General features: G+C 65.8%; 16 protein-coding genes. 12 read left to right on the top strand and 4 right to left on the bottom strand.

Going from position 1 to position 17,897, the window contains the following annotated elements; all coding sequences use genetic code 11:
• Position 1: 1 nt before the first annotated feature.
• Positions 2-817: a hypothetical protein gene (locus VMX79_06130; GenBank protein HUV86674.1), complete on the bottom strand. Its 816-nt coding sequence runs from the start codon at positions 815-817 to the stop codon at positions 2-4.
• A 299-nt stretch (positions 818-1,116) separates the two neighbouring features.
• Between VMX79_06130 and VMX79_06125 the strand changes: the two genes are divergently transcribed.
• The 12 genes from VMX79_06125 (at position 1,117) to VMX79_06070 (ending at position 13,061) form a co-directional block, all read left to right on the top strand.
• On the top strand, positions 1,117-1,968 hold the full coding sequence (locus VMX79_06125; protein ID HUV86673.1) for a HEAT repeat domain-containing protein: 852 nt from the start codon (positions 1,117-1,119) through the stop codon (positions 1,966-1,968).
• A 92-nt stretch (positions 1,969-2,060) separates the two neighbouring features.
• The gene (gene dnaN, locus VMX79_06120) at positions 2,061-3,155 is read left to right on the top strand and encodes a DNA polymerase III subunit beta (GenBank protein ID HUV86672.1); all 1,095 of its coding nucleotides are present in this window, start codon (positions 2,061-2,063) and stop codon (positions 3,153-3,155) included.
• Between the two features lie 20 nt (positions 3,156-3,175).
• Positions 3,176-4,261 (top strand): DNA replication/repair protein RecF, encoded by a 1,086-nt coding sequence (gene recF, locus VMX79_06115; protein HUV86671.1) that lies wholly within the window; start codon positions 3,176-3,178, stop codon positions 4,259-4,261.
• Positions 4,262-4,476: 215 nt separating this feature from the next.
• On the top strand, positions 4,477-6,636 hold the full coding sequence (gene gyrB / locus VMX79_06110; GenBank protein ID HUV86670.1) for a DNA topoisomerase (ATP-hydrolyzing) subunit B: 2,160 nt from the start codon (positions 4,477-4,479) through the stop codon (positions 6,634-6,636).
• A gap of 45 nt (positions 6,637-6,681) precedes the next feature.
• Positions 6,682-7,512 (top strand): exonuclease domain-containing protein, encoded by an 831-nt coding sequence (locus tag VMX79_06105; GenBank protein ID HUV86669.1) that lies wholly within the window; start codon positions 6,682-6,684, stop codon positions 7,510-7,512.
• A gap of 28 nt (positions 7,513-7,540) precedes the next feature.
• Entirely contained in the window at positions 7,541-8,101 is a 561-nt protein-coding gene (gene def / locus VMX79_06100; protein HUV86668.1) for a peptide deformylase, read from the top strand.
• A gap of 31 nt (positions 8,102-8,132) precedes the next feature.
• A complete protein-coding gene (locus VMX79_06095; protein HUV86667.1) occupies positions 8,133-8,759 on the top strand; it encodes a DUF47 family protein in 627 nt (208 codons plus the stop codon).
• 33 nt (positions 8,760-8,792) lie between these two features.
• A complete protein-coding gene (locus VMX79_06090) occupies positions 8,793-9,794 on the top strand; it encodes an inorganic phosphate transporter (GenBank protein HUV86666.1) in 1,002 nt (333 codons plus the stop codon).
• 17 nt (positions 9,795-9,811) lie between these two features.
• A complete protein-coding gene (locus VMX79_06085; GenBank protein HUV86665.1) occupies positions 9,812-10,588 on the top strand; it encodes a hypothetical protein in 777 nt (258 codons plus the stop codon).
• Between the two features lie 7 nt (positions 10,589-10,595).
• Positions 10,596-11,684, top strand: a complete 1,089-nt coding sequence (locus tag VMX79_06080) for an N-acetylneuraminate synthase family protein (GenBank protein HUV86664.1) — start codon at positions 10,596-10,598, stop codon at positions 11,682-11,684.
• Positions 11,685-11,718: 34 nt separating this feature from the next.
• A complete protein-coding gene (locus VMX79_06075; GenBank protein ID HUV86663.1) occupies positions 11,719-12,372 on the top strand; it encodes a class I SAM-dependent methyltransferase in 654 nt (217 codons plus the stop codon).
• The gene (locus VMX79_06070; protein HUV86662.1) at positions 12,345-13,061 is read left to right on the top strand and encodes a WbqC family protein; all 717 of its coding nucleotides are present in this window, start codon (positions 12,345-12,347) and stop codon (positions 13,059-13,061) included. Before VMX79_06075 ends, VMX79_06070 begins: the two co-directional genes overlap by 28 nt.
• A 305-nt stretch (positions 13,062-13,366) precedes the next feature.
• On the opposite strand, the gene VMX79_06065 is transcribed toward VMX79_06070, so the two are convergent.
• Genes VMX79_06065 through VMX79_06055 form a run of 3 tightly spaced genes read right to left on the bottom strand, consistent with a single transcriptional unit; the run spans position 13,367 to position 17,836 of the window.
• The gene (locus VMX79_06065; GenBank protein HUV86661.1) at positions 13,367-14,017 is read right to left on the bottom strand and encodes a DUF2007 domain-containing protein; all 651 of its coding nucleotides are present in this window, start codon (positions 14,015-14,017) and stop codon (positions 13,367-13,369) included.
• Positions 14,014-14,592, bottom strand: a complete 579-nt coding sequence (locus VMX79_06060) for a hypothetical protein (GenBank protein HUV86660.1) — start codon at positions 14,590-14,592, stop codon at positions 14,014-14,016. The genes VMX79_06065 and VMX79_06060 overlap by 4 nt, the downstream gene beginning before the upstream one ends.
• A gap of 10 nt (positions 14,593-14,602) precedes the next feature.
• On the bottom strand, positions 14,603-17,836 hold the full coding sequence (locus tag VMX79_06055) for a hypothetical protein (protein HUV86659.1): 3,234 nt from the start codon (positions 17,834-17,836) through the stop codon (positions 14,603-14,605).
• Positions 17,837-17,897 lie beyond the last annotated feature (61 nt).

Here is a 17,897-nt window from a genome sequence, read left to right as displayed (position 1 = left end):
GTTACCGGAAAAGCGCTTTGACCTTTCCCAACGACGCCGGCGCAACGGCCGTGGCGCCGCCGAGGTCGATCTGGTAGCACCACCCGTAGTCCGACGCGGTATTAATGAAACGCCAATAAGTGGTCCCGTAAGAAGCGGGGTAGCCCGGGCCGCACACCGTGTCCTTGCCCGAATGTATCGTGGAAAAAGTAGAAACGAGCGACCCCGTGCCGGCGTAGACGTAGGCGGTGGTACCGTACCTTTCGGTTATAATATATTGACCGTGGCCGCCGTTAAAATCCTCCGTAGCCGCCCCAAGGAATCCTTGGAAGGGGAACGAATTTACCACGCTCCACGCCCTCGTCATACGGTAAACGACGCTACCCAGGCCGACATAAATACTCCGCCCGCCGGGTATGAAAGCGTATTGGTCGAAGTACGGCTCACGTTGGATTGACTCTACCAAGGAGCCCGTCGACGTAGAGTACGTAAGAAGATAACCGTCATCGAACGAGAAAGATACGTATCCCGCGCCGGACACGCTGTGGTCCGCTCCGTAAGGGAGAAGGGCCGGGCCAAACGGAAGATAGCCGAGGCCGATAGTGCCGGCCTTCGTCCCGTCCGGCGTGTACCTGATCAGATAGAAGTTTTCGCCGTAATCGTACGTTACGATGTATACGTACGCCGCGTCCCGGTATACGCCTGTCGTCATTTCGGGAGGGTAATATACGTTCACTCTGAAGGAGCTTATCACCGACCCTACCTCGCCGTAAGCGACGTTGGCCGCGACGGCCAACGCGGCGCCGACGGTTATTAATTTTACGTATTCCTTCCCCATGCGCCAACCTCCTCTTTTTAAGCCTCCATTATATTTATACTACGTGAATATTTAGAAGTCAAGCATATGCTATAAAAATATTTCGGGATTATTTCCGCAACCCGTCCGCGGCACGCTATTTAAAGGAATAAAACAGGCCGCGACGTCCCTTGCGTCCGCTCTCTACCCGTTCTTTTAAATTTATACCTCCTTCGGCTCGGCGCTATATCGAGGAAGAGGAAGGAAGGCACCTTTTTCTTGACTTATTAAGTAATTATTGCCAAAATGCGGCCGAAATGGGTAAGATGCGGAGCTATAACGTGTGTAAATTGGGCTGGGCTCTTCTGTTCGCCGCCGCGGCCTGGGCGCAAACCGGCCCGCCGGACCCGAGCTGGGGCGCGGACCGTTTAGCCGCGCACCTCACCGGCGGCGACACCGCCGTCGCGGTGGAGGCGGCCAAGGCGCTGGGCAAAATTAAAGACAACGCCGTCGCCTTCAACGCGCTGGCCGGCGCGGTAGAGAATAAAAAATTGGCCTCGCCGGTACGGCTGGCCGCCATCCGCGCGCTCGAGCGTTACGGCGAACCGCGCGCCGGCGCCAGCTTCATGGCCGTCTTCGACCACGACGACGTCCGGTGGGCCGCCGCGGACGCGCTCCTCAACTTCAAATCGGCCGACGTAACGAACCGGCTGGTGCGCATCCTGTCGTCGGATAAAAAGGCCGAGCGGCGGGCGACGGCCGCGTACGCCATCGGGCGGTTCCGCGACGCCGCGGCCTTCCAACCTCTCCTCGCCGCGCTGCGCGACCTCGACGCCCGCGTACGCGCCCGGGCGTGCGCCGCTGCGGCCTCCTACGGCGACCGCGCCGCGGTGGAGCCCATCATCGCCAACCTCCAAAACGACAAGGACACGCGAAGTCGCCTCGCCGCGGCCCAGGCGTTGGGCGTCGTCCGCGACGAACGCTCCGTGCGGCCGCTGGCCGAAGCGCTGAACGACAAGAAGGCGGAGGTCCGGGCCGCCGCGGCCGCGAGCCTCGCCGCCGTCGGCGACGCCCGCGCGATGGACCCGCTCCGCACGCGCCTTAAAAAAGAAAAAGATAAGGTCGCCCGGGCCGCGATATCGCAGGCGCTCGACGACCTCAAATCCGCCATCCTCTCCGAGGTAAAACCCTAACAAATCAATTGACAATCGGCGCGCCCGAGTGTTATCATCTTGCGTAAGTAGCGGAATTCTATATAATTTAAATCATACCAAGGGAGGCCACGGTGAAGTTCACCTGTGACCGTAAAGAACTGGTGGACGCGCTCGCTATCGCGCAGAGCGCCGTCCCGCCCAAGAGCACGCTCGCCATTCTGGGGAACATCCTCTTCGTCGCCGAGGCCGACAGCCTCGAGTTGACCGGCACCAACATCGACCTCTGGGCACGGATCAAAGTCGCGGCCGACGTCGCCGACAAGGGCTCGTTGACGATTCCGGCGCGCCGCTTCGTCGAAATCGCCCGGCACCTCGACGCCGATGAAGTGGAAGTGGCGGTGGAGGGGACCCAGGCCACGGTGAAGGGCGGCCGGGCTACCTTCAAACTTATGGGCCTCGACGCCGCCGACTATCCCGTCTTCCCCGAAGTCGCGGCCGAGCATACGCTGACGCTTACCCAGGCCACGCTCAAAAACCTCATCAAGAAGACCCTCTTCGCCGCCGCGGAAGACGTGACCCGCTACGCCCTCAACGGCGTCTGCATCCAGGCGGAAGGCAACGAGGTCCGCTTCGTCGCCACCGACGGCTACCGGCTGGCGTATACCTCGCTCAAGACCGAAATCGAGATCGGCGGCATCGTGGACGTCATCCTTCCCAGCAAGGCCGCCGGCGAACTATCCAAGGTGCTGGCCGACGACGAGCCGGTGGAAATCGCCTTCGGGGAAAACCACATCTCGTTCGACTGCGGCCGGTTCCGCTTCGTAACCCGCCAAGCGGAAGGCAAGTTCCCGCCCTACCGCGAAGTAATCCCGCAATCGTTCGAGCGCGAAGTCCGCATAGGCCGGGGCCTATTCCTCGACGTGGTCGACCGGATGGCGCTGATGTGCGACGAGAACAACCGCCAGATAATCATTACCGTCCGCAAGGACCAGCTCGAGGTGGAGGCGAAAACCGCGGAGGTGGGCGAGGCGCGCGAACCGCTCCCGTGCGTATACGACGGCGAGGAGTTCAAGGTAAGCTACAACCCCGGCTTCCTCCACGAGGTCGTAGCCTCGTTGGAGGGCGACGACGTGATATACGAGCTAAACGACCCGGCGAAGCAGGGCGCGTTCCGCGGCACCGGCGACGAGAACCATTTCTGCATACTCATGCCCATCAAGATTTAGCGGCGGGCCGGTGAGCCGCTTTGTACGCGAGCCAAATCTATTTAAATAACTTTCGCAACTACCGGGAGGCGACCGTAACGGCGCCGCCCGGTTTGATTTTAGTGGTCGGCCCCAACGGCGCCGGCAAGACCAACCTGCTGGAGGCGGTCCACTTCCTGGCGTTGGGCCGCTCCTTCCGGACCAGCCGCGACCGCGACCTCGTGCGCCGCGGCGAGGACACGCTGTCGGTGCGCGCGACGGTCCACAGCGACTGCGGCGAACAGCACTTCGCGCTGGACTACGGCGCCGCCGGCAAGGTCGCCGCCGTCAACGACGAAACCATCCCCCGCCTAATCGACTACGTAGGAACCCTGGCCGTCGTCGCGTTCGGGCCCGACGACCTCGCGCTGGCCAAGGGCGAACCGGCCGTACGGCGGCGCTTCCTGGACGTCTGGCTGGGCCAGGAGAGCCGGGAATACCTCTACACCCTCCAGCGCTACTACGCCGTACTGCGCTCGCGGAACGCGCTCCTATCCCGGGCGGCGCCTCGAGCCGAGATGGAACCGTACGACCACGAACTCGTCGCCGCCGGCGCCAGGCTAACTTCAATCCGGGCCGGGGCGGCGGCGGGGTTGGCGGCCGCGGCGGCCACGGCCTACGGCGAGCTCGCGCCCGAAGACGAAGACTTCGTCGTGGATTACGACCCCGCCGTACCTTGCGACGGCGACGAAGAAGAGGTAGCGCGCGCCTTCGAGCGTAAGCTGCGGGATAACCGCGCCGACGAAGAGCGGCGGCGCCAAACGCTCGTGGGGCCCCACCGCGACGACTTGCGGCTGACGGTAACGGGCTGCGACGCCCGCCGTTTCGCGAGCGAAGGGCAGCAGCGGACCGCGGCGCTCTCCCTCCGCGTCGCCCAGTTCCGCCTGCTGAAAAAAACCCGCGGCGACGCCCCCCTCCTGCTGCTGGACGACGTCGCCTCCGAGCTCGACGCCCACCGCCAACGCCGCCTGGCCGACGTCGTGACCGGCGCGGAGCAGGTATTCTTTACCGCGACCGACCCGCCCGCCGGCATCGAGCCTGATGCCAATATACGTATAACAGAAGGCCAAATCGCGACCTCGGATTAGGCCGCGCCGAAATACGGCCTCGGCCTCGTAAATCGCCGAAAAATCTCGTCGTATTACTATAATGATTTCAATAAGTTACGATACCGCGACCCGGGCCGAATAGGCCGGGATTTCCCTTGATTTTAAGCCGTAATTATTATATAATTTTGCGATAAATAATACGCCTTTACCAATCCTTTTCAAGCGACTTCGCAGCGCCGAATCGACCTGATTTTATGCCAAAGAAAAAGGGAAAGACCGAAGACAAAAAAACGAAAAAGGCTAGCAAAAAGCGGACGGCCCCGGCCTCTACTAAGCGAAAAACCGCCGCGCCGCGCGGCAAATCCGCCCGCAAGGCCGCGGCGCCGAAGAAAGCGGCCCCACGCGCCAGGCCGAAGAAGGCTCCTCGCAAGGCGCGCCCGAGTAGAAAAGAGGCCGAGGTCCGCCAAGATAAAACGGTCGAGGTTCCGGTCGAAAACGGCGCCGCGCCGGAAGACGCGCCCGTCTACGACGCCGCGCAGATAAAAATTCTGAAGGGCCTGGAGGCGGTCCGGCGGCGGCCGGCGATGTACGTCGGCTCCACCGACCAGCGCGGCCTGCACCACCTCCTCTACGAAGTCGTCGACAACTCCATTGACGAGGCGCTCGCCGGCGAGTGCACGACCGTGGACGTCGTCCTGCACAAAGACAGCTCCATCACCGTCACGGATAACGGCCGCGGCATCCCGGTAAAGCGCCACCCGCGAGCCCGGAAATCGGCGCTTCAAATAGTAATGACGGAACTGCACGCCGGCGGCAAGTTCGACAACAAGGTCTACAAGGTAGCCGGCGGCCTCCACGGCGTCGGCGTATCGGTCGTGAACGCGCTGTCGGTATACTGCGAGGTCGAGGTGCGCCGCGACGGCGGCGTCTGGCGCCAGGAGTACGAACGCGGCAAACCTAAAGCCCCGGTTAAAAAAGTAGGACGCGCCAAGTCCACCGGCACGCAGACGACGTTCAAGCCCGACCCCCTCATCTTCGAGACCGTCGAGATGGACTACGACACCGTCGCCCATCACCTCCGCGAGCTCGCCTTCCTCAACAAGGGTTTGAAGATCAAAGTGAACGACGAGCGCGACGGCCACGAAGACGTATTTCAATATAAGGGCGGCCTAAAGGCGTTCGTGGAATATCTCAACCACGCCCGCAACCCCGTGTCGCGGCCCGTGATCGTGCTGGAGGGCGAGCGCGAAAACGTCGTCGTCGAAGCCGGAATCCAATACCACGACGGCTACAACGAATCCATACATACGTACGCCAACAACATCAACACCACCGAGGGCGGAACCCACCTCACCGGGTTCCGCGCCGCCCTCACCAACGCCATCAACGAGTGCGCCGCGAAAAATAAACTCATTAAAGACAACGGCCCCAGCATAACGGGGGAAGACGTCCGCGAAGGCCTGACGGCGGTGCTCTCCGTAAAGCTGCCCTCGCCCCAGTTCGAAGGTCAGACCAAGACCAAACTGGGCAACAGCGAAATGAAGGGCATCACGCAATCGGTTATCTACGAGGGCCTGGTGGAAACGTTCGAGCGGCGGCCGGCGATCCTGCGCGCCATCGTCAACAAGGCCGTCGTCGCGGCCCAGGCGCGGGAGGCGGCGCGTAAGGCCAAAGAGCTCACTCGCCGCAAGACGGCGCTGGAGTCCGGCAGCCTCCCCGGCAAGTTGGCCGATTGCTCGAGCCGCGACCCGAAGGAGTGCGAGCTCTTCCTGGTGGAAGGCCCCTCCGCCGGCGGCTCCGCCAAACAAGGGCGCGACCGCGCGTTCCAGGCCATTCTTCCGCTCCGCGGGAAGATCCTCAACGTCGAGAAGACGCGCATCGACAGGATGCTCCGGAACGAAGAGATATGCACCATCATCATGGCGCTGGGCACCGGCATCGGCGAGGAGGAGTTCGACCTGGACAAGTTGCGGTACAATAAGGTCATCCTGATGACGGACGCCGACGTCGACGGCGCGCACATCCGCACGCTGCTCCTCACGTTCTTCTACCGCCACTTCCCCCGGCTCATCGAAGGCCGCCACCTCTATATTGCCCAACCGCCCCTCTACGGCATCCGCGACGGCAAAGAGGAATTATACGCCTACAACGATAAAGAGCTCAAAGAAATCCTCAAGCGCTTCCCCAAGGAAAAAACGCCTCGCATCCAGCGTTACAAGGGCCTGGGCGAGATGAACCCGGAGCAACTCTGGAAGACGACCATGGACCGCGAACGCCGGACGCTCGTCGAGGTGGAGATCGCGGACGCGGCTCGAGCCGACGAGATCTTCACCACGCTGATGGGCGGCGCCGTCGAACCGCGGCGCGAGTTCATCGAGTCCCACGCCAAAGAAGTCAAGAACTTAGACATCTGAAATATCCCCGAGGAGAACGCCCGGCCCGGCCGGGCTTCTTTATATATGGCACCCACCCCCTTCGACGTTCCGCTGGCCGAGGCGACCTTCGTCGTCTTCGACCTCGAGACGACGGGCCTGGACGTAACGAAAGGCGCGCGCGTCGTCGAGGTGGGCGCGCTCAAGCTCTGCCGCGGCGACGTCGTCGACCACTTCCTGACGCTGGTGGACCCGGAGGTCCCGGTCCCGGCCGGCGCCACCGCGGTCCACGGCCTGACCGACGCCGACCTCGCCGGCCAACCCAAGCTGGCGGAGGTCTTCCCGCGCTTCGTCGCCTTCGCGGCCGACGCGGCGCTCGTGGCCCACAACCTCCCTTTCGACATGTCGTTCGTCGTCGCGGCCGCGGCGGAGCTCGGCCTACCGAAGCTACGCAACGCCTCGGTCGACCTTTTGGGCCTGGCGCGGAACTGCTACCCGGGCCTCGCCGGCTACAAACTCGAGACGCTGGCCCAAACGTTTAACGTTACCAACCCGGCGCCCCACCGGGCGCTGGGGGACGCCGCCGTCGAGAGCCAGCTCCTGCTGGCGTTTTCGGCCGCGGCTCGCGAACGCTTCGGCGCCGAAACGGTGAGCGACCTGGCGCTGGTGTCGCGGGGCATACCGACGGAAGAAGGCCTCGACGCCGGGACGGTCGTCGAGCTGGAATGGGCCGCGGCGGCCGGAGAGGCCGTGGCGATAATATACCGCGGCGGCAAGGGCGAGAGCTCGAGGTCCATAACCCCCTACGCTATTAAAACCCGCGGCGGCCGCTGCTGCGTCGCCGCCTATTGCCACGCCAGCGGGGCGAAGCGCGAATTCCGCCTCGAGCGGCTGCGCCTCGCGGCCGACGAGGACTAGCCCCTCGCCGTTACGCCTTGACCCGCCGATGACGGCGTGGTATCCTATCCCGGTCGTGAAGGACGACGATATTAAGTACTGCCTCCGCTACCTCGACGACGCCGTACTCCGCGAGAAATCCGAACGGGTCGAGTCTCTGGGGACGACCGAAGGCGAACTGATAAAGGCCATGGCGGACGTCATGGTCAAGCACCGCGGCGTGGGGCTGGCGGCGCCGCAAGTGGGGGTCCTGAAGCAGATAGTAGTCGTGCACCCCTCCCTCCTCCCCGAGGGGGCCGACACGTTGTTCATCAACCCGGAAATCGTCCGGACGTCGGACGAAGAAGAAGTCGAGGAAGAGGGTTGCCTCAGCTTGTTGTCCTTCGCGTCGCCGCTGGCGCGGCCGGCGCGCGCAGTGGTGAAATACGTCGACGCTAAAGGGCGCGAGCGGGAGCTCGAGGCGGAAGGGCTCGGCGCCCGGGTACTGGTCCACGAGGTCGACCACCTGAACGGCGTACTCTTCATCGACCACCTATCCCGCCTGAAGAGAAAACAAGTACGCGACCATTTCCGTAAGCTCTACCGCGAACTCGGCTTAGGAAACCGTTAAAACCCGGGCGGCGGCGAACGAAGGGTTAAGTATGCGTTTTAAATTCCCGAAACTCATCCCGCGCGAGGAGCGGTTCTTCGACATGTTCACCGAGCTAGCCAGCCTGGCGGTCGAGGCCGCGACCGAGTTGACGAAGCTCGTCAACGACATCGAAAACGCGCCCCGCTCCGCGCGCAGATTAAAAGACATCGAGCACCGCGCCGACGACATCACCCACGGGATAATCGACAACCTAAACCGCTCGTTCGTAACGCCCATCGAGAGGGGCGACATCCACGCGCTGGCGTGCGCCCTCGACGAAGTAATCGACTACATCGAAGTCGCGGGCCACAAGATGAGCCTTTACGAGCTGGACGGCGTGCGACACGAAGTCGTCGTGATCGCCGAGCTCATCCTGGCCGGCGCCAAGAACGTAGAGAAGGCCGTGCGCAGCCTTCGGCATTTCCCGGACGTGAAACCCCACCTGCTGGAGATAAACCGCCTGGAGGAGGAGGCGGACCACATCTGCCGTAATGCCCTCGCCAACCTCCTGAACGGCGAAAAGGACCCCATCACCATAATCAAGTGGAAAGAGATAATAGAGGTCCTCGAGGGCACCACCGACCGCTGCGAAGACGTCGCCAACATCGTCGACGGCGTAATAGTAAAGAACGCCTAAACCCCGATTAACGCGTAAGGCCGGCTGAGGTCGATGCTCGAAACGTTCCTGCTTCTCGGTGTCGTAATAGCCCTAGCCTCGGTTTATAACTTCATCAACGGCGTCAACGACTGCGCCAACGCCATCGCTACCACCGTCTCGACGCGCGCGCTCAAGCCCTATCAGGCGGTCTTGATGGCCGCCGTTTTCAACACCCTGGGCGCGTTCCTCACCACCGCCGTCGCCAGGACCATCGGCAAGGGCATCGTCGACCCGGCCGACATAAATTTATGGATCCTCATCTTCGCTCTCGTCGGCGCCATCGTGTGGTCCGGCGCCTGCTCGTACCTCGGCATCCCCATAAGCGTAACGCACGCTATGGTCGGCGGCCTGATGGGCGCCGCCGCGGCGGCCTTCGGCGTCGGTACCTGGCAATGGGCCGGCATCCAAAAAATCGTCATCGCGATGGTGCTCTCGCCCATCGCCGGCTTCGCCATCGGATACATCTTTATGGTGGCGGTGCTGTGGTTGTCGCGGCGGGCGGTGCCCGGCAAGGCCCATAAGTTTTTCCGCGTCTCGCAGATATTCTCCGCCGCGGCCATGGCGTTCAGCCACGGCGCCAACGACACCCAGAACGCCATGGGCGTGATTACCGCCGGCCTGGTCATCGCGGGCCTCCAGACCGACTTCCACGTACCGGTTTGGGTTATACTCAGCTCCGCCCTCTTCATGGGGCTCGGCACCCAGATAGGGGGGTGGCGCATAATACGTACTATGGGCTCGCGCATGGTCCGCCTCCAGCCTTCGCACGGCTTCAGCGCCGAGACCTCCTCGGCCCTGGTAATCTTCGTCAACTCCTGGCTGGGGGCGCCCATCAGCACGACGCAGGTCATCGCCACCGCCATTATGGGCGTGGGCGCCACCGAAAACATCAACGCCGTCCGCTGGGCGTTGGCGCGGCGCATCGTTATCACCTGGTTCCTGACCCTCCCCGGTGCCGCCGCCATCAGCGCCGTTTGTTACTACATCATACATTACGCGTTCGGCATAGCGTAACTCTCCAGGAGGAGAATATGGCAACTCGCGCACTCGTTATCTCCCTCGCAGCCTGCGTGGCCTTCTTCGCCGGCTGCGGCCCCTGCGGAAAAAAAGAAACGCCCCCGCCGCCCACCGCCATCGAGGAGGTGCTGACCGAGGCCGTCAGCCAATGGGAAGTGGGCCGCTGGTGCGAGTACCGTCTTACGAGCGGTAGCGGTAAGGAGTCGGAGGTCCTCGTCGCGCTCACCGGCAAGGAAGGCCGCGGCGGCCGGGATTACTTCTGGCTGGAGGTCGTCGTCGAGCGCGAAGGCCGCAAGGCCGTATCCAAAGCCCTCGTGCCCCAGCTCGAGAGCATATCCTTCCTCAAAAGCGGCAAGGACCTGGCGGAGGAATCCGAACGCCTTATCGTCAAGGTGGGCGACGCGCCGGCGGTAGAGCTGCCGCTCAAGGAGCTCCAGCTGCTGCAGAAGGCGATGGAAACCGTAGGCCAAGGGCCCGACTTGAACGAGGTCTTCGGCGGCGGCGCGGGCGTCGACGCCGAGGAGGCCGGGGCCGCTCCCTACGAGACCCTCGCCGGTAAGAAGCTTAGCTGCGAAAAGCTCGTCCTCACGAAGGCGGGACGGGAGGCCGGCTACGTCTACGTCGCCGAGGAGATACCGATCTTCGGTATCGCCTTCTCCGAACACGAGAAGGGCACGCTGGCGCTGGTCGACTTCGGCGACTCCGGCGCCACCACCGCCATCACGGAAGAGCCCCGGAAGCTCGACCTTATCGGCATCGCCGAGGGTTTGAAAGACATTAAAATAAAATAATCACACTATGGCGAAACCGAAACCCAACCCGGGCCCCGAGGCCGAAGCTCCCTTCGGCGAGGGCAAACCGGTCTTCGTCGTCGGCGAGGCCGGGTCCAACTGGCGGGCGGGCGTGCTGGGCGGCGACGAGGAGCGGGCCCACGAGCTCATAGACGCCGCGGCCGACGCCGGCTGCGACGCCGTCAAGTTCCAGGTCTTTCGGGCGGAGACGATATACGCCCCCGGCGCGGGCCAAAGCGACTACCTGGCCGAGGCCGGCATCCGGGAGGACGCGCTCGAGCTCCTACGCAGCCTCGAGATGCCGTACGAGATGCTGGCCGAGCTGGCCGCTCACGCCCGCGAACGCGGCCTGGAGTTCATGGCCTCCGCCTTCTCCGTAACCGACGCCCGGGCGGTGGACCCGCACGTCACGGTCCACAAGGTGGCCTCCTCCGAGCTCAATCACCTCCGCCTGCTGGAATTCTTGACGGCTACCGGCAAACCCCTCCTGATGTCGACCGGCGCCGGCACGTACGCCGACATCCAACGCGCGCTCGACTTCGTACGCGCCGCGGCCGACGTCCCGGTGGCGCTCCTGCAGTGCACCGCGGCCTACCCCACGCCTCCCGAGGCCGTGAACCTTCTCGCCATCCCGACGCTGGCCGAGACGTTCGGCGCCGTCGTCGGCCTGTCGGACCACTCCGCCGACCCGGTGGCCGCGCCCGCCGCGGCCGTCGCGCTGGGCGCCAAGGTGATAGAAAAACATTTCACCCTCGACCACGGCCTTCCCGGACCCGACCACTCCTTCGCCGTCGAACCCCACGAGCTCACCGCCATGGTCCGGGCGATACGGCTGGTGGAGAAAATGCGGGGCACCGGCGAAAAGGAAGTCCAACCCGCCGAAGAGGAGCTATTCCATTACTCGCAGCGCGGCATCCAGGCCACCTGCGACGTCGCCGCCGGCGACGTACTGCGCGAGGGCGAAAATATAGACATCCTGCGCCCCGGCAAGAACCGCAAAGGTTTGAACCCGTTTCGCATAGACGACGTGAACGGCCGCCGCGCCACCCGCGACATTCCCGCCGGCGACGGCATCGGGGAGGGCGACTTCGCTTGACGGCCTCCCGCGGCCGCCACCGCCGAAGAGGGTTATGGTAGAGAGAGCGTTCTGGGAAAACCACCACGCGCGCCGGCGCATGGTCTACCCCGCCGAAGAGGTCGTGCGGTTCGTGGCCTACGCCTTCCCCCGCGAGGAGGACCGCCGCAACCTTCGCGCCCTCGACCTGGGCTCCGGCTCCGGGCGCCACACCGTCCTCCTGAGCCGCTGCGGCTTCCGGACGTTCGCGCTCGACTACTCCTTACAGGCCGCGCGCAACGTGCGGGCCTTCCTGGCCGAAGAGGACCTCGCCGGAAGCGCCGCTTGCGGCGCGTTGGACCGTCTTCCCTTCCGTGATAATTCTTTAGACGTCGTCCTGCCGTGGGAGTGCATATTCTACGGCGACGAGGCCGCGGTCGCCGGGGCGGTGGCCGAAGTCCGGCGCGTCCTCGCGCCCGGGGGATGGTGCTTCACCAACCTCCGCTCGCCGGAGGATTCGCACGTTACCGAGTCCGAAAGCGCCGGCGGCCGGACGCTCCTCAATCGCGGCGAGTGGGACGGCCTCCGCTTCACCGTGTACGACGAGGAGGGCGCGCGCGCTCTCTTCGCCGACGGCTTCGACGTGGTGTGGTTCGACCGCTACGCGATCACCCGCCGCAACGAGACGTCTCGGGATGCAGGATGGATGCTGCTCGTCCGCAAAAAGTAATCGCCCTCCACCAACCGGTATACCTTCCCTTCGCGGGCTTCTTCCGGAAGATGGCTCGAGCCGACGCCTTCGCCTTCTTGGACTTCGTCCAACTCAGCAAACAGAGTTGGCAAGTCCGCAACCGCATCAAAACGCGCGAGGGGCCCCTCTGGCTCACGGTGCCGGTTTACGTCAAGGGGAAGCACGACCAGCTCATCCGCGACGTCCGCGTCGCGGAAGGGCCCTGGCGCCGCAAACACCGCGACGCCATCCGCCAGAGCTACGCCACAGCGCCGCACTTCGCCGACTACGCCGGCTTCTTCGACGACGTTTACGGCCGCGAGTGGAAGTGGCTCGTCGAGCTCAACCTCCATATAATCGACGGCCTGCGCCGCTTCCTGGGCGTCGAGACGCCCGCGGTAGACGTAAAGGGGATGACCTTCGCGGGGACGAAGACGGACCTCGTCGTCGACATCTGCAAGAGGCTGGGAGGCACGGCGTACCTCTCCTCCGACGGCGAGGCGGCCTATATTGAAAAGGAGAAATTCGAGGCCGCGGGCCTGCGCCAAAGCTACCTCGGCTGGGAGCCGACGCCGTACCCCCAGCTCTTCGGCGACTTCGTGCCCAACCTCTCGGCGATAGACGTACTCTTCAACTGCGGCCCGGCGAGCCTGGACGTGATTATGGGGGAACCTCCCGGCAAACCGTGACGGCCGCCGCCCAAACGCGGCCGCACCTGCAGGTGCGGCCCTACGTATTACTTCTTCGCCGCGGGCGCGACTTCTGGTCGTTGGCGCACCTGGTCTTCGTAGGGGACGACCTTCAGGTCGGCCCACCGCAGTCTTTAACAATGTGAAGAAAGGCCGGCTGGCGCCGTACGTAGGAGGCCCCGAGGATTAATAAACGTTCGTAGGGGCGACTGGTCAGTCGCCCCTACCTCCCCGACGCCAAAAAGCAGGCCACGAAAAAACCGCCCCGGGGGGCGGTTTTAATATTTCCGGAAAAGTAGCGAAGCTCACATATCCAAACGTGCGATTACCCTCGCCGCTTCCTCGCGGTCCTTCTCGAAGACCATTATTTCGCCCCAATACCCCTGGCCCACGACCAGCACGCCGTTATACCAGGGGACCTGCTGCGAGACTACCTGCGCGTCGACGCCGGCCTCCCGGAGGGCGTCCGCTACGCGAATCGCCTCCGGCTCCGAACCCGCGCGAAAGACGACCGCCGTGTCCTCGTGCGAGAGCAGTATCTGCCTAACCTTCCCTATACTATCCACGACGTCGACGCCCTTCCACTCCGCCATCTCCGCCAGGCTCTCGTCGGCGGTGAGGTATATCGCCGGGTCGGCCGCGGCGACGGCGAGCCGCAAGCCCTCGTCCCGCGCCTCGTCCTCGTACGCCTGCACCTCGTCGGCCGGCGTAAGCTCCACGCCCTCGCGCCACAGCTCATCCATCAGGGCGACGACGCGGTCGTCCGGCAGGTCCTTCTCCTTCAACAACCTTTTTACTTCGTCGCGTATACGGCGACTGTACCCTATCTTCGCCCGGCCGTACGACAGCGCCGGCAGTATGGGCCGGGGGCTGCACTCGAGCAGCAGCTCCGCCAGCGGCGCCGCGTCGATGACAACGACCACCTGCTGCTCCCGGTAACCGGCTTTGGCCGTCATTCGCTCTCCTCTTTTAAATAGTCGAAGTACTTGAGCCCTTCGTCGCCGGGGAAGCGCTCCGCGAACGCGTCGCGTACTTTACGCGCGTCGTCCCGCCGTTCCTCTTTGTAATACGCCTCCGCCAGGGCGACGCCGAGCAGGCGCCCGGTATCGTCGTCGCAGTCGCGCCACGCGCGCTCGAGCAGCTCCACGCGGTCGCCGGCGGCGTTGATGTCCGCCGCCAGCAGGACCGCCCGGCCCCGCAGCGGCCAGGGAAGCTCGCCGTCGGCCGCCATCTCGCGGAAGACGATGTCCGCCGTCGCGGCGTAGCCGTCGGCCACCAGCGCGAGCGCGTCCACGTACGTCGCGAGCATCTCCGCTCCCACGTTTTTCTTATATAATAACAAGACGCAGTCCAGCGCCTGGTTGGCCAGCGGCGCCGCGGGGTCGCCCCGGCCGTAGGCTATAAGCTCGGCCGCGGCCTTTTCCTTCTCCCCTTCCCCGAGATAGGCCGCGGCGTCGTGGAGGGAACCGGCCGCCCAGGCCATCGCCGCCAACGCCAACGCCGATATCGATAATATTACTGCTCGCCGCATATATGAACCCTTATTCGCCTCCCGCCAGGCGGCGGTAGTATTCGGCCAGCGACGCGCGCAGGTCCGCCGGGACGTACCCCGCCGCGGGCGGCCCGCTAGCCGGCCCGGCCTCGAGCCGGGGCGCGGTGAGGGTACCGGGCAGCGGCGCCACCGTCGGCGTCGCGTACTCCCGGGCCGGCTCGGCGCGGCGCCGGCTCGAGCGCCCCTGGACCCGCAGCGCCCGCGTCGACGAGAGCATCCGCTCCAGCAGCTTCTCCTGCTTCTCGATGACGCGCTCGTCGAGGCGCCCGGCTTCGAGCTCCCGCTCGAGCTCCGCCATCTCTTCGGCCAGGCCGCCGAGTTCGCCCGCCTTCTCGGCGCCGCGGCCGCGCCCCTCCCCCGCCAACTTCTCCAACCCCTCCCGTATCATCGCCTGCTCCGCGGCCATCCGCTCGAGCGCGAGCCGGAGTTCCGACGGCGACATCCCGGGCATCATCGAAAATACCGATTTGCCCTGGCGGTTGACCTGGCGCTGGCCCTCGGCGAGCTTCTTCATCCGCTCGATCATCTCGGCCAGGCCCACCGACGAGCCGGCGGCGGCGACGTTGCTCCGCACCTCCAACAACGCCGCGGCCACGACGTTAAGGCCCGCCAACGCCCGCACGTTCGCCTCGGCCGCGGCACCGCGGTTGCCGAGCTCGACGTTACGCGCGCCGGCCTCTAACTCCGCGCCGATTTCCGCCAGCGCCTCGCCGACGGCCAGCGGCACCAGGAGCGACTTCTCCGCGGCCGCCCGGGCGTCGTCGCCTATGTCGCCGACCTCCGCCGCCAGGCCTTCCTGGCGCTCCGCGAAGGCCGGCCCGGCGCCGCCCGCCAGCTCCGCGGCCATCGCCTCCGCGCGGTGGGACGCGCCCAGTACGCGCTCAATGGCCCGGTCCAAATCGGCCAACAGCGCGCGCCGCTTCCCCTCGCGGTAGCGCGTCGACAGCTCCCGCAGCGCCGCGGCCAGTTCTTCCAACTCCTTTTCCGCCGCGGCGCCGCCGGCCGCGGCCTCCTCCATTTCGCCCGCGGCGAGGTATTGCGCCGCGCGTTCGGCGGCCCGTTTCGCTTGCCCTTCCGCGTACTCCTCGGCGATTTTGCGGAGCTCGGCCGCGAGCTCGGCGTCTACCTCGTCGAACGCCTCGGCCGACTCGCGTACGTCGGCGCCGAAGGCTTCAACGTCGCGCGCCAGCTCGCGTTGGTCGCGAGGGGAGTCCGCGGCCTCGAGCCGCTCCAGGACGTCGCGCTGCCGCTCGGCCAACTCCTCGGCGCAGGCGGCGAGGTTGCGCAGCAGCTCCTCGCGCTGCGCGTCCTTTAAGATATTTATGACGCGCTCGAGGTTGCGTTCCAGCTCGGCCTGGTCCAGCTTGACCTGCTCCATAAGCTCGCGGACACGCTCCGGGTCCACCTCGCGGAGCGCCTCCGACAGTTTGCGCAGCGCCTCCTTCGACTGCTCATCGAGGGCCTCGTTCAACAGCCGGTTCGCCTCGACGATCTTGGCCGCTAGCTCCGGGCTGATAACGTTCTCGTCGGCGCGCTCCAGCAGGGCGTCGAGCTTCTCGGCCGCTTCGCCCAGCTCGCGCCGGAGCCGCTCCTGTTCCGCGACCAGCTCGCGCAGCTCGGGCCGAGAGAACGCCTCCTCCCGCCCCCGCGCGCCCGCCTCTTCCAACTGCTCGCGCAGGCGCCGGGTTTGCTCCCGCAAGCCCGCCAGGTCCGAAACGCCCTCCGTCATCTCCTCGCTCACCTGCTCGAACATCTCCGCCGCGGTGGGGAAGCGGAAGCGGTACGTCGCCGACCGGCCGGCCTTGGGGCCGCGTACGTCGTCGTTGTCGAACGCCTCGACGTAGTACGAGACGACGTCGCCGGGGAAAAGGTCCATACCGGGCGGGATGAGGTCGACGTCGCCCTCCAGCTCGCGCCGGCCGGCGCCGGAGCCGACCTCGCCCGTCAGGCGTCGGCCGGTCGCCTCGTTGTAATAGACGACGCGCACGTCGCCCAGGCCGAAGTCGTCGGCGCAGGTGAATCGCAGCCGCGGCGAGCGCGACGTATCGGCGATAACCAGGTCCCGGGCCGGCTCGACGACCGCGACCTCCGGCGGCCCGTCCGGCTCGAGCGCGACGGCGAAGCGGGGCGTAAAGGTCTCGCCCCACTGCGACGCGGCCTTGACGCGATAGGTACCCCCCTCGGCCACGACGAACTCGCCGGCGAAGACGTCGCCCTCGGGTTCGCACGTCGCGCGGAGGCCGCCGGGCGCCTCGAGCTCGACCGCTTCCGCGCCCTCGACGCCGACCTCGACGCGGACCGTGGAACCCGCCAGCGCGCGCACGTCGCCCTCTCCCGGCGGCAGCGCCCGGGCCGGCAAGCCGGCGTACGCCGGCGGCGTCACCGCGACGCGCAGGCCGCCGAAGGACGGCGGCGGTACGACCTCGACCTTGTAGCGCCGGCTCTTCTCGCCGCCGGCGACGACGTAGTACCGGAAATCCTCGGCGCCGGCCGCCACCGAGGCGGCGAGCTCCCGCGGCCCCCGGAGCTCCATCGGGACCTCGCTTGCGGCGCCGCCCCGCTCGACGACGACGGCCGCCTCGCCTGCAAAGTCGCGCCGCAGCGTCGCCTCCACCGCCAGCGTCGCGCCCACCCCCACGCGGGCGTCGCCGGGCGACACAGCCGCGATAAGGCCGCCCGCCGGCGCGGCTTCCGCCAGGGCCGCCAGGCGGTCGCCGAGGAACCCGGGCGCCGCGAACGCGACGACCAACCACGCCGCCGCCGCGCCGGAGAGCAAGCCGAGCGGCACGAACCGATACCTCCCGGGCAACGGCGCCTTCATACTCGCCGGGAGACGCCGCTCGACGTCGCCGACGAACGCCTCGGCCAACTCGGGCGAGGTCCCGCGGTCGCCCTCGGCCGCGGCGACGTAGTACGCCGACGCCAGCCGATGCCTGAGCGACGGGACCCGCGACTCGGCGGTAACCAAGGCGTCGGCCAGGCGCGCCCGCGCCGCCAGCCCCCGGCCCAGAAGCCGCCAGAACCCGTACAGCGCGCCCGCGGCGGCGACCGCCGCCAACGCCGCGGCCGGCCACCACCCCCAAAGCGCCGAAGCACCCAAGGCGAACAACGTCGCGGCCGCGACGACGGCTATAACGCCGGCGGCACCCGCCAGCGCCGCCGCGGCGAGGCGGCCTCGCCCGAGCCGGATAACGGCCCTGATAATCTCGCGCGGCTTATCCATAGCGTCGTGACCGGTATAATTTTAACCCATTATTCGCCCCGTGCCAACATTATTAGGAAAG

This window comes from bacterium, from assembly GCA_035529855.1.
In the GTDB taxonomy this organism is placed as follows: Bacteria; RBG-13-66-14; B26-G2; order WVWN01; family WVWN01; genus WVWN01.
This window is presented reverse-complemented; position numbering and strand designations above follow the sequence as displayed.

Bases quoted from the DNA above. Each gene is read 5' to 3' on its own strand.
- VMX79_06130 (HUV86674.1), bottom strand. From the start codon at position 817: ATGGGGAAGGAATACGTAAAATTAATAACCGTCGGCGCCGCGTTGGCC.
- gyrB (HUV86670.1), top strand. From the start codon at position 4,477: ATGCCAAAGAAAAAGGGAAAGACCGAAGACAAAAAAACGAAAAAGGCT.
- VMX79_06105 (HUV86669.1), top strand. From the start codon at position 6,682: ATGGCACCCACCCCCTTCGACGTTCCGCTGGCCGAGGCGACCTTCGTC.
- def (HUV86668.1), top strand. From the start codon at position 7,541: ATGACGGCGTGGTATCCTATCCCGGTCGTGAAGGACGACGATATTAAG.
- VMX79_06095 (HUV86667.1), top strand. From the start codon at position 8,133: ATGCGTTTTAAATTCCCGAAACTCATCCCGCGCGAGGAGCGGTTCTTC.
- VMX79_06090 (HUV86666.1), top strand. From the start codon at position 8,793: ATGCTCGAAACGTTCCTGCTTCTCGGTGTCGTAATAGCCCTAGCCTCG.
- VMX79_06085 (HUV86665.1), top strand. From the start codon at position 9,812: ATGGCAACTCGCGCACTCGTTATCTCCCTCGCAGCCTGCGTGGCCTTC.
- VMX79_06080 (HUV86664.1), top strand. From the start codon at position 10,596: ATGGCGAAACCGAAACCCAACCCGGGCCCCGAGGCCGAAGCTCCCTTC.
- VMX79_06075 (HUV86663.1), top strand. From the start codon at position 11,719: ATGGTAGAGAGAGCGTTCTGGGAAAACCACCACGCGCGCCGGCGCATG.
- VMX79_06070 (HUV86662.1), top strand. From the start codon at position 12,345: ATGGATGCTGCTCGTCCGCAAAAAGTAATCGCCCTCCACCAACCGGTA.
- VMX79_06065 (HUV86661.1), bottom strand. From the start codon at position 14,017: ATGACGGCCAAAGCCGGTTACCGGGAGCAGCAGGTGGTCGTTGTCATC.
- VMX79_06060 (HUV86660.1), bottom strand. From the start codon at position 14,592: ATGCGGCGAGCAGTAATATTATCGATATCGGCGTTGGCGTTGGCGGCG.
- VMX79_06055 (HUV86659.1), bottom strand. From the start codon at position 17,836: ATGGATAAGCCGCGCGAGATTATCAGGGCCGTTATCCGGCTCGGGCGA.